This is a genomic window from Achromobacter aegrifaciens (assembly GCF_902859735.1).
GTDB classification, from domain to species: domain Bacteria; phylum Pseudomonadota; class Gammaproteobacteria; order Burkholderiales; family Burkholderiaceae_B; genus Achromobacter; species Achromobacter aegrifaciens.
Map to the genome: position 1 here is coordinate 83,438 of NZ_CADIJY010000005.1, position 24,861 is coordinate 108,298.

Sequence of the window (24,861 nt, forward strand, 5' to 3'; positions counted from 1 at the left end):
CACGAGGAGACAGACATGAAAAACAACATCCGATCCGCCCTGATCGCCGCCGCGCTGTGCCTGCCGTCCCTGACAGGCGCAGCCCCCGGCTATCCGCAGGCGGACAAGCCCATCCATTTCGTGGTCGGCTTTCCTGCCGGTAGCACCATCGACAACGTCTCGCGCGTGGTGGTGGACGATATCCGCGCCCGCACCGGCGCGCAGATCATCGTCGAGAACAAGCCCGGCGCGCTGGGCGTGCTGGGCGTGGACACGGTGGCACGGGCCGCGCCCGACGGCTACACCATGATGCCGAGTTCCAGCGCCACCAGCTCGTCCGGCCCCTACCTGTCCAAGGCCTTCCAGCGCTATGACGCCATGAAGGACTTCACCCAGGTCGGGCGTGTGGTGCGCTTCGACGTGGTCATCGTCACGCGCGCCGCCGGCCAGCATGGCGACGCGCGCCAACTGGTGGCGGCAGCCAAGGAAAAGCCGAATTCGGTGACCAGCGGCTATGGCTCGGGCACGGGCCAGGTGGTCGCGGCGGCGTTCAGCCGCGCAGCGGGCGCCGAGGTGCTGGCCGTGCCCTATAAGGGCCAACCGGCAGCCATCACCGATCTGCTGGGCGGGCGCATCGATTTCGTGGCGGCCGACCTGGGGGCCGTGCTGCCGCAGATCCGCGCCAAGAACCTGAACGCCGTGGCCCTGGTTTCCAACAAGCGCTCGACCATCCTGCCCTCCGTGCCCACCGCCCAGGAACTTGGCATGGGCAGCCTGGACCTGACCGGCTGGATCGGCGTGGCCGGCCCCGGCGGCCTCGCGCCCGAGGCGGCGAAGTGGTGGTCCGAGCAACTGACGGCCACGATGCGCGAGCCTGCGATCCAGGAAAAACTGCGCGCCATGGGCATGGAGCCCGACCTGGCCACGGGTGATCCCTTGCAGCAATTCGTGCGCGGCCAGTACGACGCCTGGGGTCAGCAGATCCGGCAGGCGGGAATCCAACCCGAGTAAGCAGCGGGCTGCCCAAAGAAAAGCCCACCCTCGCGGGTGGGCTTGGCCTTTATGGCGAGTGCAGCCTGTTACGCCTGCACCGCTAGCTCCTTCCACACCGCCAGCGGCGCTTCCGCGTGGTTCAAGGTGTAGAAATGCAGGCCCGGCGCGCCGTTGTCCAGCAGCGTCTGGCACAGTTCGGTCACCACGTCCACGCCGAAGGCGCGGATGGAGGCCTTGTCGTCGCCGAACTCGGCCAGGCGCAGGCGGATCCAGCGCGGCACTTCCGCGCCGCACATTTCCGAGAAGCGCAGCAGCTGCGTGTGGTTCGTGATGGGCATGATGCCCGGCACGATGGGCACGTTCACGCCCTTGGCCTGGGCCCGGTCGACGAAGTCGAAGTAGGCGTCGGCGTTGAAGAAGTACTGCGTGATCGCGGCGTCGGCGCCGGCTTTCACCTTGTTCACGAAATGGTTCAGGTCGGCGGAGGGATTGGCCGCCTGGGGATGCATTTCGGGATAGGCCGCCACTTCGATGTGGAACCAGTCGCCCGTTTCCTCGCGGATGAACGACACCAGCTCGTTGGCGTAGCGCAGTTCGCCCGCATCGCCGCCCATGCCCGAGGGCAGGTCGCCGCGCAGGGCCACCACGCGCCGCACGCCCTCGTTCTTGTAGGCCTGGAGGATGTCCCGCAGATCCTGGCGCGTGGCGCCGACGCACGACAGGTGCGGCGCCGCCTCGCAACCCAGGTTGCGCAGCGTGCGCACGGCGTCCGCCGTGCCGGCGCGGGTGGAGCCGCCCGCGCCGAAGGTCACGCTGACGTACTTGGGCTGGATGGCCAGCATCTGCTTGGCCGCGCGCACCAGCCGCTCCTGGCCGGCCAGGTCGCGCGGAGGGAAGAATTCCAGACTGAAAGCGGGAGTAGTCGAGTCAGACATTAGGGGATCAGCTTCGTGAGCAGGCCAGAGATGATGCTGTACAGGATCGCACCGCCCACGGCCCACCAGAACCCGTTGACCTGGAAGCCCTTCAGCACGGAGCCGACGAACCAGAACAACAAGGCGTTGATGACGATGAGGAAGAGACCGAGAGTGACGATCGTGATGGGCAGTGTCAGCAGCACCAGCACCGGTTTGACCAGCATGTTCACCAGGCCCAGCACCAGCGCGGCGATGAGCGCCGATCCGAAGCTGGCCACGGTGATGCCGGGCAGCAGGTAGGCCACGGCCAGCAGGGCCACCGCGTTCAGGATCCAGACGAGTATCAATGCCATGTTCGATCTCCTGTTGTGAGCCCGCCGGCCCTGCCGCGGCGATACGTACGCGACAGGGGTCCTGCGGACCGGAAAGCCCGCGCCGGCATGGCGCGGCACTTTCCTATTTTGCTACAACCATCAATAGCGGTAGTGCTCGGGCTTGTAGGGGCCTTCGACCGGCACGTTGATGTAGTCGGCCTGATCCTGGCGCAGCGTCGTGAGCTTCACGCCCAGCTTCTTCAGGTGCAGGCGGGCGACCTTCTCGTCCAGGTGCTTGGGCAGCACGTAGACCTGACCCGACTGGTAGGCTTCGTTGCGCGTGAACAGCTCGATCTGGGCGATGGTCTGGTTGGCGAACGAGGACGACATCACGAACGACGGGTGGCCGGTGGCGCAACCCAGGTTCACCAGGCGGCCCTGGGCCAGCAGGATGATGCGCTTGCCGTCCGGGAAGATGACGTGGTCGACTTGCGGCTTGATCTCTTCCCACTTGCAGTCGGCCAGGCTGGCGACGTCGATTTCGTTGTCGAAGTGGCCGATGTTGCACACGATGGCCTGGTCCTTCATGGCATTCATGTGCTCACGCGTGATGACGTGGTAGTTGCCGGTGGCGGTGACGAAGATGTCGCCGTGCGCGGCGGCTTCTTCCATGGTCACGACCTTGAAGCCTTCCATGGCGGCTTGCAGGGCGCAGATCGGATCGACTTCGGTGACCCAGACCTGGGCGCGCAGCGCGACCAGCGCCTGGGCGCAGCCCTTGCCCACGTCGCCGTAGCCGGCCACGACGGCAACCTTGCCGGCGACCATCACGTCGGTGGCGCGCTTGATGCCGTCGACCAGCGATTCACGGCAGCCGTACAGGTTGTCGAACTTGGACTTGGTGACCGAGTCGTTGACGTTGATGGCGGCAAAGGCCAGCTCGCCCTTTTGCGACATCTGGTACAGGCGATGCACGCCGGTGGTGGTTTCTTCCGTCACGCCCTTGATCAGGGCCAGGCGGGTCGAATACCACTTGGGATCGCGCTTGAGGGTTTCCTTGATGGCGGCGAACAGGATGCGCTCTTCGTCGCTGCCCGGGTTGGCCAGCACCGAGATGTCCTTCTCGGCCTTGGTGCCCAGGTGCAGCATCAAGGTGGCGTCGCCGCCGTCGTCGAGGATCATGTTGGCGTTTTCGCCATTGGGCCATTCGAAGATCTTGTGGGTGTACTGCCAGTACTCTTCCAGCGTTTCGCCCTTGACGGCGAAGACCGGGGTGCCCGACGCGGCGATGGCGGCGGCGGCGTGGTCCTGCGTGGAGAAGATGTTGCACGAGGCCCAGCGCACTTCGGCGCCCAGGGCCACCAGCGTTTCGATCAGCACGCCGGTCTGGATGGTCATGTGCAGGCTGCCGGCGATGCGCGCGCCCTTGAGCGGCTGCTTGGCGGCGAATTCCTCGCGGATGGCCATCAGGCCGGGCATTTCGGTTTCGGCGATGGCGAGTTCGCGGCGGCCCCAGCCGGCCAGCGACATGTCGGCGACGAGGTAGTCGGAGAAGGATTTATCGGTCACAGCGTTCATGGTGTGTAGGCTCCACGTGAAATACGAACGGCGCAGGATATGGCCGGACAACGCGAAGGCACCACGAAGGTCGAGTGCTCGCCTTTCCCGCCATATGCGACAAAGGTGAGCGCCGTTGCTGTAGCGCCGCGCAAGGCGCGCCGCTTGAACAAGGATTCCTGAGCCTGGCGAGCCTGGATCCGCTTGCCGTGCCGGCTGGCGGGAACCGCAGGGTCGTCGCAACGCTCCTCAGGATTGCCGGGCATTGTACCCGGGAACCGTGCACCAGGGATCAAACCCCTGGCTCCCTGGCGGGCATTTCGCCACCCGGCCGCCGCGCAAGCATGGCCCCTTCAGGGACGCACGACGCCTCGGCATGTTCCGCGCCGCGGGCGCTCCCATCCAGCGGCACCAGTGCAGCCAGCAGGGTCGCGGCCACCGAGTCCCAGCTGCGCGTCAGGGCATGTTCGCGCACCGCATGGCGGTCCAGCGACAGGGCCGAGCGGCAGGCATGGGCCAGGTCTTCGTCCAGGAAACCGGTGACGCCCTGGGTCACCACCGCCAGCGGCGCTTCGCTGCGGAAAGCGGCCACCGGCGTGCCGCAGGCCATGGCCTCCAGCATGACCAGACCGAAGGTGTCCGTCAGGCTGGGGAAGACAAAGGCGTCGGCCGACCCGTAGAGCGCCGGCAGCGCTTCGTCTTGCCGCATGCCCAGGAAAATTGCGTCGGGAAAGCGCTTCTTCAGCCGCGCCTCATCCGGCCCCGCCCCCACCACTACCTTGCTGCCCGGCAGGTCCAGCGACAGGAAGGCGTCCAGATTCTTCTCGCGCGCCACGCGGCCCACGCTCAGGAATACGGGACGGGGCAGGTCCGGGAAGGCCTCGCCCGCCCCCGGCTGGAACTTGCGCGGGTCCACCCCGCGCGACCAGATCTGCAGGTTGGCGAGGCCGCGCCGCGCCAGCACGTCGCGCACCGTGGGCGTCGGCACCAGCACCCGCTGCGAGGGCCGGTGAAACCAGCGCAGATAGCGCCAGGGCAAGGCCGCCGGGATGCCCATGCGCGCCTGCAGGTAGTCCGGGAACATGGTGTGGAACGAAGTCGTGAAGCGCCAGCCCCGCGCCAGCGCCATGCGGCGGGCGGCCAGTCCCAGCGGACCTTCGGTGGCGATATGCAGGGCGTCGGGCACGAGGTCGCCCAGGATGCGGCGCAATTGCCGGCCGGGCTGCAGACACAGCCGCAGGTCGGGCTCGGAAGGCGCCGGCACGGTGCGGCTGCCCTGCGGGTTCACCACGATCAGCTCGTGGCCCCATTCTCCGAGGATCTGCTGCATGGTCGTCCAGGTGCGGACGACGCCATTGACTTGCGGATGCCAGGCATCCGTGACCAGGACGATGCGCATGATGGAGCCGGAAGTGGGCAATAGCGCGATTTAGCCCGCGCCATGTGACATGCCCAAGACGGCCTGCGCGGCCGCCTGCTAGTTGTTGCGGCGGGGATACCCTTGCGCCGTGATGCGCACCCAGACTTCGCGCTTTTCCTCTTCCGTCATGAACACCCAGTTGGCGACTTCCATGGCGGTGCGGCCGCAGCCGCGGCAGATGTCGTCAAACAGCGTGGAGCAGACGGCCACGCAGGGCGAATCCGAAGCCTTGAAGGCGCGTTGCGCGTCTTCGGCGTCGGGGAGTTTGGAGAGGTCGACGTGGTGCTGATTCATCGGGCGTAGGTTAACACCGGCAGTGCGTCCCCTTTTAGAAGGCCCTATGCCCCGCCCGGACTTGAATGCCTGTCCGCGCGCGGGGTGCTACATGCGGGCCGAGCCCTGCCGCTAGCGCCAGCCGAAGAACTCTCCGGCCTGCGCCAGCAGCGCGTCCGGGCACTCTTCCGCAAGATAGTGCGCGCCCGGCAACGGGCCTCCGGACACCTCGTCGGCGATCGCGCGCCACAGCGCCAGCACGTCGAAGTTCCGGCCCACCGCGCCGCGCTCGCCCCACAGCGCACGCAGTGGCATGCGCAGGCGTTCGCCGGCCTCCCGGCCGGCGCGGTCGTGCTCCAGGTCCAGCGTGGCGGAAGCGCGGTAGTCCTCGCAGATGCCCGTGGCCCAGCCGGGCAGTTGCGCCGCGCGTTCGTACTCGGCCATGGCCTCGGCGGAAAAGTGCGCCAGCCCGCCAGGCCGTCCGCCCATCACGGAACGCAGGTAGAACACCGGGTCGCGCTGGATCATGGTTTCGGGCAGCGGCGCCGGCTGGATCAGCCAGAACCAGTGGAAATAGGCCTGGGCGAAGGCGCGCGTGGTGCCTTCGTACATGTCCAGCGTGGGCGCGATGTCCAGCAGCATCATGCGGCTGACGGCGGCGGGATGGTCCAGCGCCAGCCGGTGCGCCACGCGCGCGCCGCGGTCGTGCGCCAGCACCTCGAAGCGCTCGTGGCCCAGGGCGCGCATCAGCTCGATCATGTCGGCCGCCATCTCGCGCTTGGAATGGGCAGAATGGTCCGGCGATGCGGCAGGCTTGTCGCTATCGCCGTAGCCGCGCAGGTCCGCCGCCACGCAAGTGCGGTGGCGCGTCAGTTCCGGCCAGACGCGATGCCAGATGGCGTGGGTCTGGGGATGGCCGTGCAGCAACAGCAACGGCGGGCCAGCGCCGTCGACGCGGGCTGCGATCTCGATGCCGTTGGCCGCGATGCGGCGCACGGGCAGGTCGAAGAATGCGGTCATATGGCCTCTCGGTCCAGGCGGTCGCGCACGCGGCGCGCCAGGTCTTTCATCCAGGGGTGCCGCGCCCAATGCCCGGCCTCGAAACGTTCCACCTCGTCCAGCTGCTGCAATGAGGCGCCCACCATGTCCTGCCCCTGCACGTACATGCGGCGGTGACGTTCTGGCAGCGTGAACGCCGCTGTCCAGCCGTTCATGGCGGTGACGCTCCCTGCCGCCACATCGATGCTGACGCGGCTGGTGGCCGTATTGGACACCCTGGCGAGCAAGGCGTCGATCTCGGCCGGCGCCAGGCTGATCAGCAGCAGGCCGTTGTTTACGGCATTGAAGTAGAAGATCTCGCCGAAGCTGGGCGCGATCACCGCGCGGATGCCGAACTGCTGCAAGCCCCACACCGCATGCTCGCGACTGGAGCCGCAGCCGAAATTCGGCCCCGCGACCACGATGGACGCCCCGGCATAGGCGGGCTGGTTCAGCACGAAATCGGGCCTGGGCGCGCCGCCCGCATCAAAGCGCAGGTCATGCAGCAGGCCGCGGTCCAGCCCTGCCTTGTCGATGATGCGCAGAAACTGCTTGGGCATGATCTGGTCGGTGTCCAGATTGGAAAAAGGCAGCGGCGCGGCAACGCCCTCGATGGTTGCGGTCATGCGTGTTGCTCCCAGACGCGGACGTCGACAATGCGGCCGGCCAGCGCGGCGGCGGCGGCCATCGCCGGAGACATCAGGTGCGTGCGGCCCGCGCGCCCCTGCCGGCCTTCGAAATTGCGGTTGGTGGTGGAGGCGCAGCGCTCGCCCGGGTTGAGCACGTCGTCGTTCATGGCCAGGCACATGGAACAGCCAGGCTGGCGCCATTCGAAGCCGGCCTCGATCAATTGCGCCGCAATGCCTTCGGCCTCGGCCTGTGCGCGCACCGCACCCGATCCGGGCACCACCATGGCCCGCACGCCGGCCGCTACCTTGCGGCCGCGCACCACGGCTGCCGCCGCGCGCAGATCCTCGATGCGTCCGTTGGTGCAGGAGCCGATGAACACGCGGTCTATCGGCACGCCGGCTATCGGCGTACCCGGCGTCAGGCCGATATAGTCCATGGCCTTCTCCAGCGCCAGGCGGGCCAACGCGTCGGGCTCGGCCTGCGGGTCCGGCACCACGCCATCCACCGGCATGGCCTGGTCCGGGCTGGTGCCCCAGGTGACGAAGGGCGCGATCGCGGCGGCATCCAGCACGTGCTCGGCATCGAACACGGCGTCCCCGTCCGAGCGCAGCGTGGCCCAATAGGCGCGGGCCTGGGCCAGCGTCTCGCCTTGAAGTTCGGGCGCATGCGCGGCGACGTAGGCCTCGGTGGTGGCGTCCGGCGCGATCAGCGCGGCACGGGCGCCGGCTTCCACCGTCATGTTGCACAAGGTCATGCGGGCCTCGGCGGACAGCGCGGCGATGGCCTCGCCGCAGAACTCCACCGCATGGCCGCGCGCGCCTTGCGCGCCGATGCGGTGCACGACGCAGATCACCAGGTCCTTGGCGGTGACGCCGGCCGGCAGCGCGCCATCGACGCGAATGCGCATGTTGCGCGCCACGCGGTACGCCAGCGTCTGCGTGGCCAATATGTGTTCGACCTCGGACGTGCCGATGCCGAAGCCCAGCGCGCCCAGCGCGCCGTAGGTGGTGGTGTGGCTGTCGCCGCACAGCACCACCATGCCCGGCAGCACCATGCCATGCTCGGGCGCGATCACGTGTTCGATGCCTTGCAGCGGATCGGTGGTGTCGAACAGCGCGATGCCCTGCTCGTCGCAATTGCGCTTGAGGTTCAGCGCCTGGCGCGACGAAGCGTCGTCGGCGATCACGCGCAGTGCCGCCGGCACCGGATGCGTGGGGATGATGTGGTCCACCACCGCCATCTGCTGCCCGGGGCGCAGCACGCCGCGCCCGCGCGCGGCCAGGCCGCTGAAGGCCTGCGGGCTGGTGTATTCGTTCATGATGTGCAGGTCGACGTAGAGCAGGATGTGCTCGTCGTCGATCCGGGCCACCTCATGGCTGGCCACCAGTTTGTCGTACAGCGTCTTGCCGGGCATGTCTTGCGTCCTTCGTAGTTGGGTCTTGCGGCCCGGTCAGTTGGCCTGGATGCCGGCGTCCTTGACGATGCCGGCCCAGCGCGTCATCTCGGCGGCTACCATGGCGTCCGTCTTGGCGGGCGAGGAAATCAGCGGATCGAAGCCCTCGCGGCCCATGCGCTGCGCCAGCTCCGGCGAACGCAGGGCCTGTTCGAGCTTGGCGTTCAGCGTGTCGATCACGGCTTGCGGCGTGCCCGCGGGCGCGCTGATCACGAACCAGGTGTTGAACTCGTAGCCGGGCAGCCCGGACTCGGCGATGGTGGGCACGTCGGGCAAGAGCGGCGAACGCGTGGTGCCGGTCACGCCCAACGCCTTGAGCTTCTTGCCGTCGACCTGTGGCTTGGCTGCGGACAGCACCGGAAAGCTCATCTGCACCTGGCCGCTGATGGTGTCCACCATGGCCGGGCCGCCGCCCTTGTAGGGCACGTGCAGGATCTGGGTCTTGGACACCGACTTGAACAGTTCCGCGGCCATGTGGAACGTGCTGCCCGTGCCTGCCGAACCGAAGCTCAGGTCGTTGGCGGGCCGCGCGCGCACATAGGCCAGCAGCTCGCTCACATTGGCCACGGGCAACTGGTTGGTCACCGTCAGCACGTGCTGCGACGTTCCTATCGTGCCGACCGAACGCAGGTCCTTGGCCGTGTCGAACGGCATGTTCTGGAACAGCGCCGGGTTGATCGCCAGCGACATGGTGTTGACGGCCAGCGTGTAGCCGTTGGGCTCGGCGCGCGCCACTGCGGCCATGCCGATGTTGCCGGAAGCGCCGGCGCGGTTCTCCACCACGACACTCTGCCCCAGGGCGCGGCCCCAGGCGTCCGAAATCAGTCGCGCGGCGATATCCACGCTGCCGCCGGGCGCGAACGGCACGATGAGCGTCACGGCGCGCTGGGGAAAGGCGTCGGCGGCGGCGGCCGGTTGGGTCCAACAGGATGCGGCAATGGCCGCGCATAGAACGCCGGCCGCTTTGTTGATCTTCATTCCTGGTCTCCTCGGTTGGCCGCGCAGGCGGCTCTTTAGTGGTGAGGCCAGTGTATAAGCGGGTCTTCTTCTTATAATTGCTTATCCAGATAAAGCTTTATTAAATTCAGTTTATAAATAAGCGCATGGACGCCCTCTCCGATCTCGCCTTCTTCTCACTGGTAGTGAAGCACGGCAATCTGTCCGCCACCGCCCGCGAACTGGGCCTGACGCCGCCCGCGGTCAGCACGCGCCTGGCCAAGCTGGAGCAGCGCCTGGGCGTGCGGTTGCTGAACCGCACCACCCGCCGGGTCAGCGTCACGCAGGAAGGTGAGCTATATCTGGCCGAGGGCGCACGTATCCTGACGGACCTGGAGGCGCTGGAACGTTCCGTATCGAGCGCCCGCGCCCGTCCCCAAGGGCTGCTGCGGCTGAACGCCACGTTCGGCTTCGGCCGCGCCCACATCGTGCCCGCCGTGTCGGACTTCGCCCGCCAGTACCCGGAAGTGGAAGTGCAGATGCGGCTGACCGACAGGCCGCTGAACCTGATCGAGGAAGGCTTCGACGTGGCGGTGCGTTTTGGCGACCTGCCCGATGCGCGCCTGACCGCGCGCAAGATCGCCTCCAATCGGCGGCTGCTGTGCGCGTCGCCGCGCTACCTCGAAATCCATGGCGAGCCGCGCGCGCCGGGCGACCTGCAACGCCACCGCTGCATCGTGGTGCGCGAGAACGACGTGGCCTACGGCACCTGGCGGCTGGAATCGGGCCAGCGTGCGGAGACCGTGAAAGTGCGCGGTCCGCTCAGTTCCAACGACGGGCAAAGCGCCCTGGAATGGGCGCTGGACGGTCACGGCATCGTCATGCGTTCGGAATGGGAAACGGCCGAGCACCTGCGCGCCGGCCGCCTGCGCGCGGTGCTGGCCGACTGGCGCACGCCGCCCGCGGACATCCACGCGCTGTATCCCGAACGCCTGAACCTGCCGGCCAAGACGATCGCTTTCGTGGAGTTCCTGTCGCAGCGCTTCGCCCGGCATCTGCGCGCGCCGGGTTCGGACGACGCGGTCTGGTGAACACGCCGCGTCATATTCCGCACTGACGGGGACGCAACGCTACGCGTCCGCCCCCAGCCGCGCGCCGGCGCGCACGATGCCGCAGCGCTTGTGCGCCCGCATCACCACGCCGACTTCGCTTTTCAACACGCCATCCAGCTCGCCCAGGCGGCGCGTCACCACGTCCCACAGGTGCAGGCTGTCGCGGCACAGCACGTGCCAGAACAGCTGCGACGCGCCGCTGGTGCCGAACAGGCAGCGGGTGTTGGGATCCAGCGCCAGATGCGCGGCCAGCGCGTCCACGGCTTGAGGGCGCACTTGCACGGAGATAACCGCCTCCACCGGAAAGCCGACCAGCGCCGGCTCCACTTCCACACGGAAACTCAGCGCGCGGCGCTCCACCATGTTGTGCAAGAGACGCTGCGCGGTGGGCTCGCTGACGCCAGCCTGCTCGGCCAGTTCGGCCAGGCTGGCGCGGCCATCACGCATCAGCCAGGCCACCATGCGCTGCTCGGCGTCCGTCAACGCCGCGGGCGGCTGCGCCATGGCGGACTCGGCCGCCGCTGCGTCGGGCAGGGCCTGGATGCGCCACTGGCCGGCGCGCCGGAACGGCCGCAACACCAGCCGCGCCTCCACGTGCTCCACCCCGTCGATGGACGGCAGCACACGCGTGACCACGTCCGGCATGTCGGCCGCGTCCGCCAGCGTCAGCTCGGCCATCAGGTCGGCCGAACCGGCCAGCGTGACCACCAGCTGGCTCAGGTCCAGCCGCGCCAGCTGATCGGCCACCTCGGGCACGCGGCCCGACCGGCAGCGCACCCAGGCGTGCAGCACCACGCCGCGGCCGGTGGCCAGGGGATCGGGTTCCGCGATGACACGCAGGGCATCGGCATCCATCAGGCGCTTGATGCGGCGCGCGACAGTGCGCTCGGGAATGCCGGTGGCGGCTCCCAGCTCGCGCCAGGACGCGCGCGGGTCCGCCTGCAGCGCGATGAGACAGGCGAGATCGGTGTCGTCCAGCCCCGGAGCTAGGGGCTTACCCTTACTTGACGTGTCCATATTCATTAAATTAACGTTCGCGCATTGATAAAAACACAAAATTAAACGGTCTTTTTGACCAAAAATAAATTCTTATTTGAGGTTTTCATGAGCAGCACTTCAGCGCCCCTGCGCAAGCCGCAGGGGGCAGCCGCCTCGGCCGGCACCGCGCCCGTTTCCCGCTCGCGCACCATTCTGGCCGGTAGTGTAGGCAATGCCGTCGAATGGTTCGACTGGACCATCTACGCGTCCTTCGCCATCTTCTTCTCCAGCCAGTTCTTCCCCGAAGGCAATGAAACCACGGCCCTGCTGGCGACCTTCGGCATTTTCGCGGTGGGCTTCTTCATGCGTCCGGTCGGCGGCTGGCTGCTGGGCATCTTCTCCGACCGCTACGGCCGCAAGGCCGCGCTGGGCCTGACCATCCTGATGATGGCCGGCGGCTCGCTGATCATCGCCGTCACCCCCACCTACGCCTCCATCGGCCTGGCTGCTCCGTTGCTGCTGACCGCTGCGCGCCTCTTGCAAGGCCTGTCGCTGGGCGGAGAGTATGCCTCGGCCACGACCTTCCTGGCGGAAATGGCGCCGCCCAACAAGCGCGGCTTCTATTCCAGCTTCGTGTTCTTCAGCGCCGCCGTGGGCATCCTGGCCGCCTCGGCCATCGGCTGGGTGCTGACCTCGACCTTGACCAAGGTCGAGATGGCCGCCTGGGGCTGGCGCATTCCGTTCTTCCTGGGCGCGCTGGGCGGCCTGGCCGGCATGTGGATCCGCCGCTCGATCCCGGAGACCGAAGCGTTCTCGCACGCCAAGAAGGCTGGCGTCGAAAAGCAGCCGCTGCGCACGCTGCTGCGCGACCATCCGCGTGAAGTGCTGCGCATCGTGGGCTTCTCCATCCTGACCACGTTCGCGTTCTACATCTTCGTGGCCTACGTGCCCACCTACGCCATCCGCCAGGTGCATGCCGACCCGAAGACCGCGTTCGCCGCCAACACCGTCGCGCTGATCGTGTTCATGCTGGTGCAGCCGCTGTTCGGCATCCTGTCCGACCGCATCGGCCGCAAGCCGCAGCTGATCTTCTTCGCCGCCGGCTACCTGGTGTTCTTCTATCCGCTGATGACCACGCTGGGCCCGTCGTTCGGTTCGATCCTGGCGGTAGAGCTGTTCGGCCTGGTGCTGTACGCCATGTACACCTCGATCGCGCCGGCCATCATGTCGGAACAGTTCCCCACCAGCGTGCGCGCCGTCGGCATCGGCACGCCATACAACCTGGTCGTCGCGCTGCTGGGCGGCACCACGCCCTACCTGCTGACCTGGCTGCAAAGCAAGGGCATGGAGCGCTGGTTCTTCTACTACGTGCTGGCGGGCGCCGTGATCACCCTGATCACCTTCATCCGCATGCCGGAAACCAAGGGCCAGAGCCTGAAGTAAGCAGAGAGAACGAACGTCACGCAATAGCGCTTTCCGGTTCCCGCGGGACCGGAAAGCTTTTTCTTTTCCGATGAGACCCATGCCAGCACTAGACACCGCCCTGCACTTCCAAGACGCCCAGGCCCTGGCCGGCGCCATCCGCCGGCGCGAACTGAGTTCGCGCCAGGTCACCACCCACTTCCTCGACCGCATCGAGCGCGCCCCCGCGCTGGCCGCCTACAGTGAAGTCACGGCCGAGCGCGCGCTGGCCCAGGCCGACGCCGCCGACCGCCTGCTGGCCGCGGGCATTGTGCTGGGTCCCCTGCACGGCGTGCCCGTGGCGGTGAAGGACAGCGTGCAATGGGACGGCGTCAGCGCCAGCCTGGGTTCGCTTGCCTTGCAAGGCCGGATCAGCGGTGAAACGGCGGTGCCGCTGCACAAGCTGGCCGCCCAAGGCATGGTGGTGCTGGGCAAGACCCGCATGACCGAGTTCGCCTTTGGCCTGTCGGGCCAGAACCCCACCCAAGGCACGGCGCGCAACCCTTGGGACGCGCAGACGGCGCGCGCGCCGGGCGGCTCGTCCAGCGGCGCCGGCGTGGCCGTGGCCGCGGGCCTGGCGCCGCTGGCGCTGGGTGGCGACACCGGCGGCTCGGTGCGCGCGCCGGCGGCTCTGAATGGCCTGGTGGGCTACAAGCCGTCCACCGGCGTGATCAGCCGCGCCGGCTGTCTGCCCTTGTCGGACACGCTGGACGTACTGGGTCCGATCACACGCACGGTGGCGGATGCCCGGCTGCTCACCCGACTGCTGGCCGGCCCCGACATCGGCGACGCGGCCACGCTGGAATTTCCCGCAAGCGCCATCGCCGCCTTGCGCCAGCCCACCGCGCGCGCCCCCGGTCCGGTGGCGGTACTGGCGCCCGACGCCTGGCCCGCTTCCTTGGCCGACGCCGGCCTGCGGGCCTGGCGCGAAGCCGAGGAAAACCTGGCGCGGGCCGGCTACACGCCCACGCCCTGGCATCCGCCCGCGGCCCTGTCCTTTGCCCGCATGGCCGACGACAACTCGCTGGTGCTGGCCTATGAGGCCTACCGCTATTACGGCGCGCTGGCCGAAGACCCGGCCACGCCGCTGTGGGAAGTGGTGCGCAAGCGCATCGCGGCCGGCGGCCGGATCGCGCAGGCCGACTACGAAGCCGCGCTGCAACGCCGCGCCGCCGACATGGCCGCGTTCGCGCAAGCGATGCAAGGCCTGGACGCCCTGCTGATGCCCGCCTGCGACCAGGCCGCGCAAGCGCTGGACGCCGACGATACGCGCCACGCCGGACTGGGCAAGCTGCTGCGTCCCGCCAACTTCCTGGGCGCGGCCGCCATCTCGCTGCCCGTGGGCTTCGATGCCGAAGGCATGCCCATGGCGGTGCAATTGCTGGCGCCGGCAGGCGGCGACGCGGCAATGCTGGATTGCGCCGCGGCGCTGGAGCCGGTGCTGGCGCCTAAGCTGCGCCGGCCCGATCTGTCGGCCTGGGGACTGTAAGGTCCCTGCCGCAATGAAAAAGCCCCCGCGTTTTTTCGCGGGGGCTTTTCTTATTCAAGCGCCAGGAAGGTTACGCGCTCTTCTTCAGCGCCTGCACCTTGTCCGTGGCTTCCCACGAGAATTCCGGCTCGGAACGGCCGAAGTGGCCATAGGCCGCGGTCTTGGCGTAGATCGGGCGCAGCAGATCCAGCATGTTGACGATGCCCTTCGGACGCAGATCGAAGTGCTCGCGCACCAGCTTGGCGATCTGGTCGTCGGGGATGACGCCCGTGCCTTCCGTGTAGACGGTGATGTTGATGGGCTCGGCCACGCCGATGGCGTAGCTGACCTGCACCTGGCACTGGCGCGCCAGGCCGGCGGCCACGATGTTCTTGGCCACGTAGCGGGCGGCGTAGGCGGCCGAGCGGTCGACCTTGGAAGGATCCTTGCCCGAGAACGCGCCGCCGCCGTGCGGGCATGCGCCGCCGTAGGTGTCGACGATGATCTTGCGGCCGGTCAGGCCGCAATCGCCTTGCGGACCGCCGATGACGAAGCGGCCGGTCGGGTTGACCAGGAACTTCGTTTGCGGCGTGATCAGGCCTTCGGGGAAGCTGGGCTTGATGATGTCTTCGATCACCGCTTCGCGGATGGTCTCTTGCGAGACCTCGGGCGCGTGCTGGGTCGACAGCACAACGGTGTCGACTTCAGCCGGGCGGCCGTCGATGTAGCGGAACGTCACCTGCGACTTGGCGTCGGGACGCAGCCACGGCAGACGGCCGTCCTTGCGCAGTTCGCTCTGGCGCTGCACCAGGCGGTGCGCGTACCAGATCGGGGCCGGCATCAGGTCGGGAGTTTCGTCGCAGGCATAGCCGAACATCAGGCCCTGGTCGCCCGCGCCCTGGTTCAGGTAGTCCTCGGAGCTGCGGTCCACGCCCTGGGCGATATCCGGCGACTGCTTGTCGTAGGCGACCAGCACCGCGCAGCCCTTGTAGTCGATGCCGTATTCGGTGTTGTCGTAGCCGATGCGGCGGATCGTGTCGCGCGCGACCTGGATGTAGTCGACGTTGGCGGTGGTGGTGATTTCGCCAGCCAGCACTACCAGACCGGTGTTGCAGAGGGTCTCGGCTGCGACGCGCGCATTCGGGTCCTGCGTGAAGATCGCGTCCAGGATCGAGTCGGAGATCTGGTCGGCAACCTTGTCGGGGTGCCCTTCGGAGACGGATTCGGAAGTAAAGAGAAAGTCGTTGTTGGCCACAGATGCGTCCTTGGTGGCCGGCGTTGCCGGCGCATAGGTTCACGAGGCGCGTTGCACCCCTGACCGCAAGACATACGCAAATCTGGGCGCGACGCTTTAGCGGATTTGGCAAGAGGCGCGCAAAGCGCTGTACCCTTGCCGTCGCCCCGCAAGTTGTCGGTTAACTCGGCGACTGCGCTATTTTAAGCGAAAATGCGGTTCTGCCGCCAAAGCTGGGGGACGTATGCATATAGCCCCAGACCCAGGCGCACTTTCTGTCCGTCCCATTTTTCTGCCGCATGCTGCTCTTCCTGTTCAGATCATTCGCCGCCCTGCCCCTTTCCGTCGCGCATGCCGTGGGGCGGCTGGCCGGGCGTGCGATCTACGCCTGGCCGGGCAAGTATCGCCGGCGGCTGCAGGCCAACGCGGCCCAGGCCGGCTACCCCGATCCGGCCTTCGCGCGACGCGCGGCGGGCGAAATCGGCGCCATGATCCTGGAGAGCCCGCGGGTCTGGTTCCGCAATGAACAAAGCCTGGCCCAGGTGATCTCGGACGACAACGACGTGGTCAGCGCGGCCCGCGCCGAGAACCGCGGCATCCTGTTCCTGACGCCGCATCTGGGCTGCTTCGAGATCACCGCGCGCTACCTGGCCCGCCAGATGCCCATGACCGTCATGTTCCGGCCGCCGCGCAAGGACGTCCTGGCCCCGCTGCTGGAAACCGCGCGCAACACCTCGGCCGTCAACGCCGTGCCGGCCACCATGCAGGGAGTGCGCGAATTCGTGCGCGCCCTGCGCCGCGGCGAATCCGTCGGCATGCTGCCCGACCAGGCGCCCAGCGTGGGCGACGGCGTCTGGGCGCCGTTCTTCGGGCGCATGGCCTACACCATGACGCTCCCCGGCAAGCTGGCCACGCAGACGGGCGTGCCCATCATCCTGACCGCAGGCGAACGACTGCCGGGAGGCCGGGGCTGGCGCATCCACTATGTGCGCGTGCCCGAGCCGCTGCCCGCCGACGCCGCCGAGCAGGCCGCGCTGCTCAACGCCGCCATGGAAACGCTGATCCGCCGCTGCCCGGAGCAATACCTCTGGAGCTACAACCGCTACAAGACGCCGCGCGGCGCGCCGCCGGCTCCCGCCGCCGACGCTGCTACTCCGGCAAGCTGAACCACCGCGCCCTGTCCGCTCCCTATTACCGACCATGACTGATTTCAAAACGCGCGCGCTGACATCCCTGTTGAAATGGTTCGGCCGCATCAAGCCGTCGACCCGGCAGCGCATCGGCGCAACCCTGGGCTGGCTGGCCCCGCGGCTGGCCAAGTCGCGCGCCCGCATCGTGCGCCGCAATCTGGAACTGTGCTTTCCCGACCAGCCGGAACACGTGCGCGAACAGTGGGTCGCGGACCATTTCCGCGCGCTGGCGCAATCCATCGTCGACCGCGGCGTGCTCTGGTACGGCACGCCCGAAGCCATCAAAGACATGGTTACGCAAACTGGCGCGGACCGCATCAACGCGCTGACCGCGCAGGGCCGCCCGGTCATCCTGCTGGCGCCCCATTTCATCGGGCTGGACGCGGCCGCGACGCGGCTCACCATGGAGGTGCCCAGCGCCGCCACCATGTACACGCCCCAAAGCGATCCCCAGGTCGACGCCATCGTGGCCGCCGGCCGCAAGCGCTTCAACGAGGTCTTTCTGGTCAGCCGCAAGGACGGCGTGCGCGACCTGATCCGCCACCTGCGTGAGCCCCGCCCCGTCTACTACCTGCCGGACATGGACTTCGGCCGCCAGGGCGCCACCTTCGCGCCGTTCTTCGGCGTGCCTGCGGCGACGTTGCTCGCCACCGCCCAGCTGGCCAAGAAATGGGATGCCGCCGTGCTGCCCATCCTGGACTTCTGGAACCCGGATACCGGCCGCTACCACGTCGAAGTGCTGCCGCCGCTGGCCGACTTCCCCGGGACCGAATCGCTGGAAGACGCCACCGCGCGCCTGAACCGCGAGCTGGAATCCTGGGTGCGCCGCTGCCCCAGCCAGTACTACTGGGTCCATCGCCGCTTCAAGACCCGTCCGCCGGGCGAACCCAAACTCTACTGAGTCCGCAGCTCGCGCCCCAATATGGGCGATAATCCAGTGATGAACTGGAACTTCACCAAAATGCATGGCGCGGGCAACGATTTCGTCGTGCTCGACGGGGTCCGCCAGACCATCGAAATGACGCCCGAGCGCGCCCGCGCCTTGGGCGACCGGCATTTCGGCATCGGCGCCGACCAGATCCTCCTGGTCGAACGCGCGACCCGGCCCGATGCCGATTTCCGTTACCGCATTTTCAATTCCGACGGCAGCGAGGTCGAGCACTGCGGCAATGGCGCGCGCTGCTTCGTGCGCTTCGTGCACGAGCAGGGCCTGTCCGACCGCAACCCGCTGCGCGCCGAAATCGCCACCGGCATCCTGGTGCTGGATCAGGGCGACGACGAGCAGGTCACCGTCGACATGGGCAGCACGCGCTTCGAGCCCGCCGCGCTGCCGTTCGACACCGCTGGCCTCGCCTCGCGGGTCGAAGGCCAGGACACGCTGTGGGAACTGGAACTGGACGCGCCCGCCGGCCTGCCGCGCACCGTCGCGCTGTCCGCCGTGGCGATTTCCAATCCGCACGCCGTGCAGGTGGTGGACGACGTCGACACCGCGCCCGTGTCCGTTCTCGGTCCCCTGATCGAAACCCATCCGCGCTTCCCGCGCCGCGTCAACGCCGGCTTCATGCAGATCGTGGATCGCAACAACATCCGCCTGCGCGTGTTCGAACGCGGCGCCGGCGAAACCCTGGCCTGCGGCACGGGCGCCTGCGCCGCCGTCGCGGCCGGCATCCGCCGCGGCCTGCTGGACTCGCCGGTGCGCGTGCAAGCGCGCGGCGGCGTGCTGACCGTCGCCTGGAACGGCGAGCAATTGCGCATGACCGGCCCTGCCGAGTCCGTCTTCACGGGGCAGGTCGATATCGACAAGCTCGTCTTCTCCATGGGGCTGAACCGATAAGCCATGACTGATACCGCTATTAACGCTCAGGACGTCGCTGATTTCCTGCAAGAGAACCCCGGCTTCTTCGACGATCACGCTGACGTCTTCGCCACGTTGCAGGTGCCGCATCCGCATGGCTCGCGCGCCATTTCGCTGGGCGAACGCCAGATCCTGACGCTGCGCGAGCGCAACCGCGAACTCGAATGGCGCCTGAACGAACTCGTGCGCAACGCCACCGCCAACGAAAGCATCGGCACCCATGTGGCCAAGTGGTGCTGCCGCCTGCTGTCCGAATGCGATCCGCAGCATGTACCAGGCGAAATCGCCCTGGGGCTGGCCGAACAATTCGAGCTGAACCATGTGGCGCTGCGCCTGTGGGACCTGTCGGAACTGCCCGCAACCGGCTACGGCGAACCCGTCACGCAGGACGTACGCACCTTTACCGACAGCCTGAAGACGCCGTACTGCGGCACCGACACCGAATTCGAAGCGGCCGGCTGGCTGGATGCCAAGCCCAAGTCGCTGGCGCTGGTGCCGCTACGCCTGGAAGCGGACGGCCCCGCCGTCGGCCTGCTGGTGCTGGGTTCGGACGACGCCGAGCGCTTCACGCCTGAAATGGGCACGACCTTCCTGGAATCCATTGGCCAGCTGGCTTCCGCGGCGCTGCATCGGCTGAATCCGGCCTCGCCCAAGGCCTAGCGGTGACACGGGCGGACGCCATGCCGACAGCCACGCAAGCGCAAGACGCGGCCCCGCCCGATACTCCCCTGCCGGACGCCATGAGCGCCTGGCTGCGCCATCTGGAAACCAACCGGCGCTACTCGCCCCACACACTGGACGGCTATCGCCGCGAACTGCATTTCCTGCGCGAACTTGCCGAGCAGGCCAAGCTGCCGCTGGACAAGATCGGCAACGGCCACATCCGCCAGTTCGTGGCGCGCCTGCATGCCCAGGGCCGCGGGCCCCGCAGCCTGGCGCGCACGCTGGCGGCCTGGCGTGGCTTCTATCAATGGTGGGCCCCGGCCATCGAGCTGGCCGGCAATCCGGTGGCCGGCGTGCGCGCCCCCAAGGCGCCGCGCGGCCTGCCCAAGGCCCTGTCCGTGGAGCAGACCCAGGCCTTGCTGGACCGCGCGCCCGCGCAAGTGGCGAACGAACCCGCGGCGCTGCGCGACCAGGCCATGTTCGAACTGCTCTATTCCAGCGGCCTGCGGCTGTCGGAGCTGGTCGGGCTGGACCTGCGCTATGAACGCTCCGGCAATTACGAATCGCGCGGCTGGCTGAGCCTGGAAGAGGCCGAGGTCATCGTGCTGGGCAAGGGCGGCAAGCGCCGCTCGGTGCCGGTGGGCCAGGCGGCTCTGGCCGCCCTGCGCAAATGGATCGCGGCGCGCCCGCAGCTCACGCCCTTCACGGCGCAGCCCGAGGACGCAGCCGCGTTGTTCCTGGGCGCGCGCGGTCGGCGCATCTCGCCGCGCGTGGTGCAGCTGCAGCTCGCGCGCATCGCGCAGCAGGCCGGCGTGCCCACGCACGTGCACCCGCACGTGCTGCGCCACAGCTTCGCCAGCCATGTGCTGCAATCCGCGCAGGACCTGCGCGCGGTGCAGGAAATGCTGGGCCACGCCAACATCTCCACCACGCAGATCTATACGCGGCTGGATTTCCAGCACCTGGCCCGCGCCTACGACCAGGCGCATCCTCGGGCCGGACGCAAATCCTGAACGCGTCGGGTCCGACGCATTCTGGTGAAACAGCTACGCAAATTCGCGCGACCGTTCCCTAGCCACCTCCCGCGATCACGCCGCCCAGCAGCATCACCCCCAGCAACAGCACCGCCAGTGCCGCCAGCGCTTCCACGCCATAGCGCAGGCGCGCCGCGCCAACACCGGACAGCCGGCTGCCGACGCGCGTGGCCGCGCCCCCGGCCGCAACCGCCAGGCACGCCAGCGCCGCCACCGTCAGTCCGGTACCCAGGCCCATCGCCAGGGCCGAAGCCACGCCGGCCAGAAAAAAGCCCTGCGCCAGCGCGAACACCAGCACGATCAACGCGCCGCTGCACGGGCGCAAGCCCACGGCCAGGATCGCCGTTGCCGCGCGACGCCAGTTCAACGGGCCAGACACCTGCGCCGGCGCGGGCACATGTGCGTGGCCGCATCCGCAATCGTGATCGTGATCGTGGTGATGATGGTGAGTGTGCTCATGTCCATGCCCATGGCCGTGCTCTGGCATCGACCCCGTAGACGCCCGTCCAGCACGGGTCCGCAACAGCGGACGAACCGCCTTGACCCACACCAGCCACATGCCCAACAAGGTCACCAGCGCATAGGAGCCGAGTTCCAGCCAGCGCGTCGCGTTGTTCATCGTGGCCGCGGTGGCGTTGAAGATCAGCGCCAACACCGCCACCAGCGCAATCGCCACCAACGCCTGGATCAGCGCGGACGCCAGCGCCAGCAGCGCGCCGTTGCGCGCGGTCTGGCGGTTGGCCAGCACGTAGGAAGAGATCACGGCCTTGCCATGTCCCGGCCCCAGGGCATGGAGTACGCCATAGGCAAAGGACAGGCCGATCAAGGCCCAGGCCGCGCCGCCTTCGGCCTGCCAGGCGCGCACCGCGCCCGTCAGCTGCCGGTAGAAATGGCTTTGCCAGACCGCTACCTGACCAAAGAAGCCGGCCAGCCAACCCGGCCCGCCCGCGCCCGCCCCGCTCTCCGGCACGCCGAAGGGGTGCGCGCCCTGGGCCGCGGCCGCGCCCGCACCGCCCAGCAGCAGCACGGCCAGCAGCGCGAGCATTACCCGCAACGCACCTCGATGCGGTGCGTCAGCCCCTTGGTGATCGCAAAAAGCTCGTCCGGCAAGGCGTCCGGGTCGGCCGGGATCGCGGCCAATTGCTGCATGGTTTTCCAATCCAGTTCCTTGGGCTTGCGGTAGGCGGACGTGCAGGTCTTGGCGCCCTGTCCGCCCAGCGATACCGCGCCGCTCTCATCGAAGGCGTAGGCCACGAAATAGGTGGGATCGTAGATGTCCACCTGCGCGCCGCCTGCGTCCGGCGCCACTGGCGTGGCCAGCGGCAAAGTGAAGGACAGCGTCAGCCGCGTGGTCTTTGGGTTCCAGTCGACGCGCGCATCTTGCGGGGCCGCGAAAGCCAAGGTCTTGCCGTCCACGGTGACGCGGGTGAAGTAGTGCGAGATCGGTTCGCCCAACGCCTGCATCCAGTCCCGCGCCATGCCCTGCAGGATCTCGGGCGACAGCGAACCGTCCTTGCCCTTCTTCAATCCCTGCGTGGCGTAGGCGCCGAACATCTCGTCAAACAGCCAGACCTGCCGCACCGCCGTGATGCGCTGCTGTCCATCGATATCGATCGCCGCGCGGGCATCGATCCACATATGCGGGTGCGCGCTGGCGGCGCCTGCCGCCAGCAGCATCGCCGCCGCGGTCAGGGCTGCATGGCCGCGGCGAGCTGACGTGCGTTCCATTCAAACATTTCCAGGTAGGTGGCGCCGGGCTGTCCGGGCTTGGACAGGGCGTCGGAATAAAGCGTACCACCCACCTTGGCCCCGGTTTCGCGGGAGATCTGTTGGACCAGCTTGGGGCTGCTGATGTTCTCCACGAATACCGCAGGCACACGCTCGCGCTTGACCTGTTCGATGATGCGGGCCACGTCGCCTGCGGCGGGTTCCGCATCCGTCGACACGCCCATCACGGGAATGAACGCCACGCCGTAGGCATCGCCGAAATAACCGAAGGCGTCATGGGAAGTCACGATCTTGCGGCGCTCGGCCGGAATCGCGGCAAAGGTCTTGCGGACCTGCGCGTCCAGCGCCTGCAGGCGCGCGATATAGGCTTGCGCGCGCTGGCGATAGGCGTCGGCATGCGCGGGATCGGCGGCAGCCAACCCTTCGGCCACATTGCGGGCGTAGATGACGCCATTGGCCAGGTTCTGCCATGCGTGCGGATCGGCGCCGCCGTGATGGTGATGACCATGATCATGGCCATGGTCGTGGTCGTGGTCGTGGTCGTGGTCGTGGTCGTGGTCGTGGTCGTGCCCATCATCATGCCCGCCGCCCGCGAACGTGCGCGTCTTCACGCCCTGGGACGCGACCACGGTAGCGCCGGCAAAACCCGACGCCTTCGCCAGGCGCGGCATCCAGGTCTCGAAATCCAGGCCGTTGACGAACAGCACGCGCGCGGCAGCCAGCTTCTTCGCATCGCCCGGCGTCGGCTCATATTCGTGCGCGTCGCCATCGGGCCCCACCAGCGTGGCCACGCTGACGTCGGCGCCGCCCACTTCCCGCACGATGTCGCCCAGGATGGAAAAGCTGGCCACGGCCTTCAACGGTTCGGCGGCCTGCGCGGTTCCGAACAGCGCCGACAGGCACAGGCCGGCCGTGGCGAGCAGCGCGCGGCGGCGCGCCAGGGAATGGAAACGCATGGCGTATCTCCTATTGGATGAGTCAGGCGCGGCGCATGCGGCGTCGCGCCGGCAGCAGCCCGCCTTGCGGGCCGCCCACGATGGAAAACAGATAAAAGGCGCCGGCCGCCAGGATGATCGCGGGCGAGGCCGGCACATTGAAGTGGTACGAAATGAGCAGACCGGTCGTCGAGGCTGTCACGCCCAGTCCCGCGGCCAGCGGGATCTGGCGGGCGGCAGAGCGGACCCAGAAGCGCGCGGCGGCGGCCGGCAGCATCATGATGCCGACCACCATCAACGTGCCCAGCACCTGAAAGCCCGCCACCAGGTTCACCACCACCAGCACCAGGAAAGCCATGTGGACCCAGCCTCCGCCGCCGCCGCTGGCGCGCAGGAAACCCGGGTCCAGGCATTCGGCCACCAGCAGCCGGTAGATCGCGGCCAACGCCAGGAGGGTCACGCTGGCCGTGGCCGTCACCAGCAGCAATGCCGCGTCGTCCAGCCCCAGCACCGTGCCGAACAACACGTGCAGCAGATCCATATTGGAGCCGCGCAGGGACACCAGCAGCACGCCCAGCCCCAGCGATATCAAATAGAACGCGGCAAAGCTGGCGTCCTCGCGCAGCGGCGTCATGCGCGCCACCAATCCCGCCAGCAACGCCACGGCCAGCCCCGTGACGATGCCGCCCAGCATCATTGCGCCCAGCGACAGTCCGGCCAGCAGAAAGCCCGCCGCCACGCCTGGCAGGATGGCATGCGACATGGCATCGCCCATCAGGCTCATGCGCCGCAGCACCAGGAACACGCCCAGCGGCGCCGCGCCCAGCGACAGGGCGCAGGCGCCGGCCAGCGCGCGTCGCATGAAACCGTAATCCAGGAAGGGCGACGCCACCCATTGCGCCAGGCTCATGCGCGGACCTCCGCCAACCACTGCCGCGCCCGCTTCAGATGCGCGTCGTTCAGCGTGTGCTCGGTGTCTCCCCAGGCCACCACCGAACCGGACAGCAGCAGGCACTCGGGAAAATGGTCACGCACCAGATCCAGGTCATGCAGCACCGCAATCACGGTGCGGCCCTGGCCATGCAGGCCGCAAAGCAGGGCCATCAGGTCGTCCGCCGTGTGGCTGTCCACGGCGGCGAAGGGTTCATCCAGCAGCAGCACGGGCGCGTCCTGCACCAGCATCCTCGCGAACAGCGCACGCTGCATCTGCCCGCCCGACAGCGCGTCCACGCCGCGTCCGGCCGCGTCGGCCATGCCCACGGTCTCCAGCGCGTCCATGCAGCGCTCGAGCTCCTGGTTCGCATATCTGCGCCATCCCCCCACTCGGCACCAGGCGCCCATTGCCACCAGGTCCAGCACCGACACCGGGAACGAACGGTCCAGCTCCGCGGCCTGGGGCAGCCAGGCCAGTTCCGAACGGCCCGCGCCGCTGATGCGCACGCTGCCGGCCATGGGACGCAGCACACCCATGATGCCCTTGATCAGCGTGGACTTTCCCGCTCCGTTGGGACCCACCACGGCGGTCATGCCGCCCGCGGCGAAACGCCCCGACACCGATTTGAGCGCGGCGTGCCCATGCCAACCGAAGGACGCGTCGTCCAGCTCGATGGTGACCGGCGCGTTCATCGCACCCACCAATCCAGCGCCCAACCGGTCAAGGCCCACAAGGCCGCCGCAGCGACCACGGCCGCGG

At 68.1% G+C, this 24,861-nt stretch carries 25 protein-coding genes and 1 riboswitch; of the genes, 9 read left to right on the forward strand and 16 right to left on the reverse strand.

The window, feature by feature from the left end:
- Positions 1-15 precede the first annotated feature (15 nt).
- Positions 16-990, forward strand: coding sequence for a Bug family tripartite tricarboxylate transporter substrate binding protein (locus HV766_RS16410; protein WP_125471149.1), 975 nt, complete (start codon positions 16-18; stop codon positions 988-990).
- 68 nt (positions 991-1,058) lie between these two features.
- Here the strand turns inward: HV766_RS16410 and metF are convergent, their stop codons facing one another.
- The 9 genes from metF to HV766_RS16455 form a co-directional block, all read right to left on the reverse strand.
- Positions 1,059-1,907 (reverse strand): methylenetetrahydrofolate reductase [NAD(P)H], encoded by an 849-nt coding sequence (gene metF / locus HV766_RS16415; protein ID WP_119450159.1) that lies wholly within the window; start codon positions 1,905-1,907, stop codon positions 1,059-1,061.
- A complete protein-coding gene (locus HV766_RS16420; RefSeq protein WP_006389784.1) occupies positions 1,907-2,242 on the reverse strand; it encodes a phage holin family protein in 336 nt (111 codons plus the stop codon). Before HV766_RS16420 ends, metF begins: the two co-directional genes overlap by 1 nt.
- Positions 2,243-2,362: 120 nt before the next feature.
- A complete protein-coding gene (ahcY, locus tag HV766_RS16425) occupies positions 2,363-3,781 on the reverse strand; it encodes an adenosylhomocysteinase (RefSeq protein WP_054457001.1) in 1,419 nt (472 codons plus the stop codon).
- 100 nt (positions 3,782-3,881) lie between these two features.
- A riboswitch (S-adenosyl-L-homocysteine riboswitch) is annotated at positions 3,882-4,017 on the reverse strand.
- 35 nt (positions 4,018-4,052) lie between these two features.
- Positions 4,053-5,159, reverse strand: a complete 1,107-nt coding sequence (locus tag HV766_RS16430) for a glycosyltransferase family 4 protein (protein WP_175162368.1) — start codon at positions 5,157-5,159, stop codon at positions 4,053-4,055.
- Positions 5,160-5,237: 78 nt separating this feature from the next.
- Positions 5,238-5,474, reverse strand: a complete 237-nt coding sequence (locus HV766_RS16435; protein WP_054457003.1) for a DUF1289 domain-containing protein — start codon at positions 5,472-5,474, stop codon at positions 5,238-5,240.
- Between the two features lie 111 nt (positions 5,475-5,585).
- Positions 5,586-6,473 carry an alpha/beta fold hydrolase gene (locus HV766_RS16440; protein WP_175162366.1) on the reverse strand — a complete coding sequence of 296 codons (888 nt, stop codon included), beginning with the start codon at positions 6,471-6,473 and terminating at the stop codon, positions 5,586-5,588.
- Entirely contained in the window at positions 6,470-7,117 is a 648-nt protein-coding gene (gene leuD, locus HV766_RS16445; protein WP_175181525.1) for a 3-isopropylmalate dehydratase small subunit, read from the reverse strand. The genes HV766_RS16440 and leuD overlap by 4 nt, the downstream gene beginning before the upstream one ends.
- Complete coding sequence (gene leuC, locus HV766_RS16450) at positions 7,114-8,535, reverse strand: 3-isopropylmalate dehydratase large subunit (protein ID WP_175181526.1); 1,422 nt, start codon at positions 8,533-8,535, stop codon at positions 7,114-7,116. The genes leuD and leuC overlap by 4 nt, the downstream gene beginning before the upstream one ends.
- Before the next feature lie 36 nt (positions 8,536-8,571).
- Positions 8,572-9,552, reverse strand: coding sequence for a Bug family tripartite tricarboxylate transporter substrate binding protein (locus HV766_RS16455; RefSeq protein ID WP_054457011.1), 981 nt, complete (start codon positions 9,550-9,552; stop codon positions 8,572-8,574).
- A gap of 125 nt (positions 9,553-9,677) precedes the next feature.
- Between HV766_RS16455 and HV766_RS16460 the strand changes: the two genes are divergently transcribed.
- Positions 9,678-10,601, forward strand: coding sequence for a LysR family transcriptional regulator (locus tag HV766_RS16460; RefSeq protein WP_054457013.1), 924 nt, complete (start codon positions 9,678-9,680; stop codon positions 10,599-10,601).
- A 39-nt stretch (positions 10,602-10,640) separates the two neighbouring features.
- Here HV766_RS16460 and HV766_RS16465 read toward each other — a convergent pair whose 3' ends face one another.
- A complete protein-coding gene (locus tag HV766_RS16465; protein WP_175181527.1) occupies positions 10,641-11,645 on the reverse strand; it encodes an Lrp/AsnC family transcriptional regulator in 1,005 nt (334 codons plus the stop codon).
- Between the two features lie 81 nt (positions 11,646-11,726).
- On the opposite strand from HV766_RS16465, the gene HV766_RS16470 reads away from it, so the two are divergent.
- On the forward strand, positions 11,727-13,043 hold the full coding sequence (locus tag HV766_RS16470) for an MFS transporter (RefSeq protein WP_054457017.1): 1,317 nt from the start codon (positions 11,727-11,729) through the stop codon (positions 13,041-13,043).
- A 79-nt stretch (positions 13,044-13,122) separates the two neighbouring features.
- The gene (locus HV766_RS16475) at positions 13,123-14,550 is read left to right on the forward strand and encodes an amidase (RefSeq protein WP_175181528.1); all 1,428 of its coding nucleotides are present in this window, start codon (positions 13,123-13,125) and stop codon (positions 14,548-14,550) included.
- 70 nt (positions 14,551-14,620) lie between these two features.
- Here HV766_RS16475 and metK read toward each other — a convergent pair whose 3' ends face one another.
- Positions 14,621-15,784, reverse strand: coding sequence for a methionine adenosyltransferase (metK, locus tag HV766_RS16480; RefSeq protein ID WP_059374170.1), 1,164 nt, complete (start codon positions 15,782-15,784; stop codon positions 14,621-14,623).
- Positions 15,785-16,062: 278 nt separating this feature from the next.
- On the opposite strand from metK, the gene HV766_RS16485 reads away from it, so the two are divergent.
- From HV766_RS16485 to xerC, 5 genes are read left to right on the forward strand one after another with little or no spacing between them, the layout of a single operon-like run.
- Positions 16,063-16,929 carry a lysophospholipid acyltransferase family protein gene (locus HV766_RS16485; protein ID WP_054457024.1) on the forward strand — a complete coding sequence of 289 codons (867 nt, stop codon included), beginning with the start codon at positions 16,063-16,065 and terminating at the stop codon, positions 16,927-16,929.
- 34 nt (positions 16,930-16,963) lie between these two features.
- Positions 16,964-17,854, forward strand: coding sequence for a lysophospholipid acyltransferase family protein (locus tag HV766_RS16490; protein ID WP_054457026.1), 891 nt, complete (start codon positions 16,964-16,966; stop codon positions 17,852-17,854).
- Between the two features lie 21 nt (positions 17,855-17,875).
- Complete coding sequence (gene dapF, locus HV766_RS16495) at positions 17,876-18,787, forward strand: diaminopimelate epimerase (RefSeq protein WP_125471156.1); 912 nt, start codon at positions 17,876-17,878, stop codon at positions 18,785-18,787.
- A gap of 3 nt (positions 18,788-18,790) precedes the next feature.
- Positions 18,791-19,468: a DUF484 family protein gene (locus tag HV766_RS16500; protein WP_175181529.1), complete on the forward strand. Its 678-nt coding sequence runs from the start codon at positions 18,791-18,793 to the stop codon at positions 19,466-19,468.
- A gap of 20 nt (positions 19,469-19,488) precedes the next feature.
- Positions 19,489-20,484 (forward strand): tyrosine recombinase XerC, encoded by a 996-nt coding sequence (gene xerC / locus HV766_RS16505; RefSeq protein ID WP_054457032.1) that lies wholly within the window; start codon positions 19,489-19,491, stop codon positions 20,482-20,484.
- Between the two features lie 58 nt (positions 20,485-20,542).
- Here the strand turns inward: xerC and HV766_RS16510 are convergent, their stop codons facing one another.
- From HV766_RS16510 to HV766_RS16530, 5 genes are read right to left on the reverse strand one after another with little or no spacing between them, the layout of a single operon-like run.
- Positions 20,543-21,550: a nickel/cobalt transporter gene (locus tag HV766_RS16510; protein ID WP_175181530.1), complete on the reverse strand. Its 1,008-nt coding sequence runs from the start codon at positions 21,548-21,550 to the stop codon at positions 20,543-20,545.
- Positions 21,550-22,233, reverse strand: coding sequence for a DUF1007 family protein (locus tag HV766_RS16515; RefSeq protein WP_054457036.1), 684 nt, complete (start codon positions 22,231-22,233; stop codon positions 21,550-21,552). The genes HV766_RS16510 and HV766_RS16515 overlap by 1 nt, the downstream gene beginning before the upstream one ends.
- Complete coding sequence (locus HV766_RS16520) at positions 22,194-23,189, reverse strand: metal ABC transporter substrate-binding protein (protein WP_175181531.1); 996 nt, start codon at positions 23,187-23,189, stop codon at positions 22,194-22,196. The genes HV766_RS16515 and HV766_RS16520 overlap by 40 nt, the downstream gene beginning before the upstream one ends.
- A gap of 22 nt (positions 23,190-23,211) precedes the next feature.
- Positions 23,212-24,078: a metal ABC transporter permease gene (locus HV766_RS16525; protein WP_054457039.1), complete on the reverse strand. Its 867-nt coding sequence runs from the start codon at positions 24,076-24,078 to the stop codon at positions 23,212-23,214.
- The gene (locus HV766_RS16530; RefSeq protein WP_175181532.1) at positions 24,075-24,794 is read right to left on the reverse strand and encodes a metal ABC transporter ATP-binding protein; all 720 of its coding nucleotides are present in this window, start codon (positions 24,792-24,794) and stop codon (positions 24,075-24,077) included. Before HV766_RS16530 ends, HV766_RS16525 begins: the two co-directional genes overlap by 4 nt.
- Between the last annotated feature and the right edge of the window lie 67 nt (positions 24,795-24,861).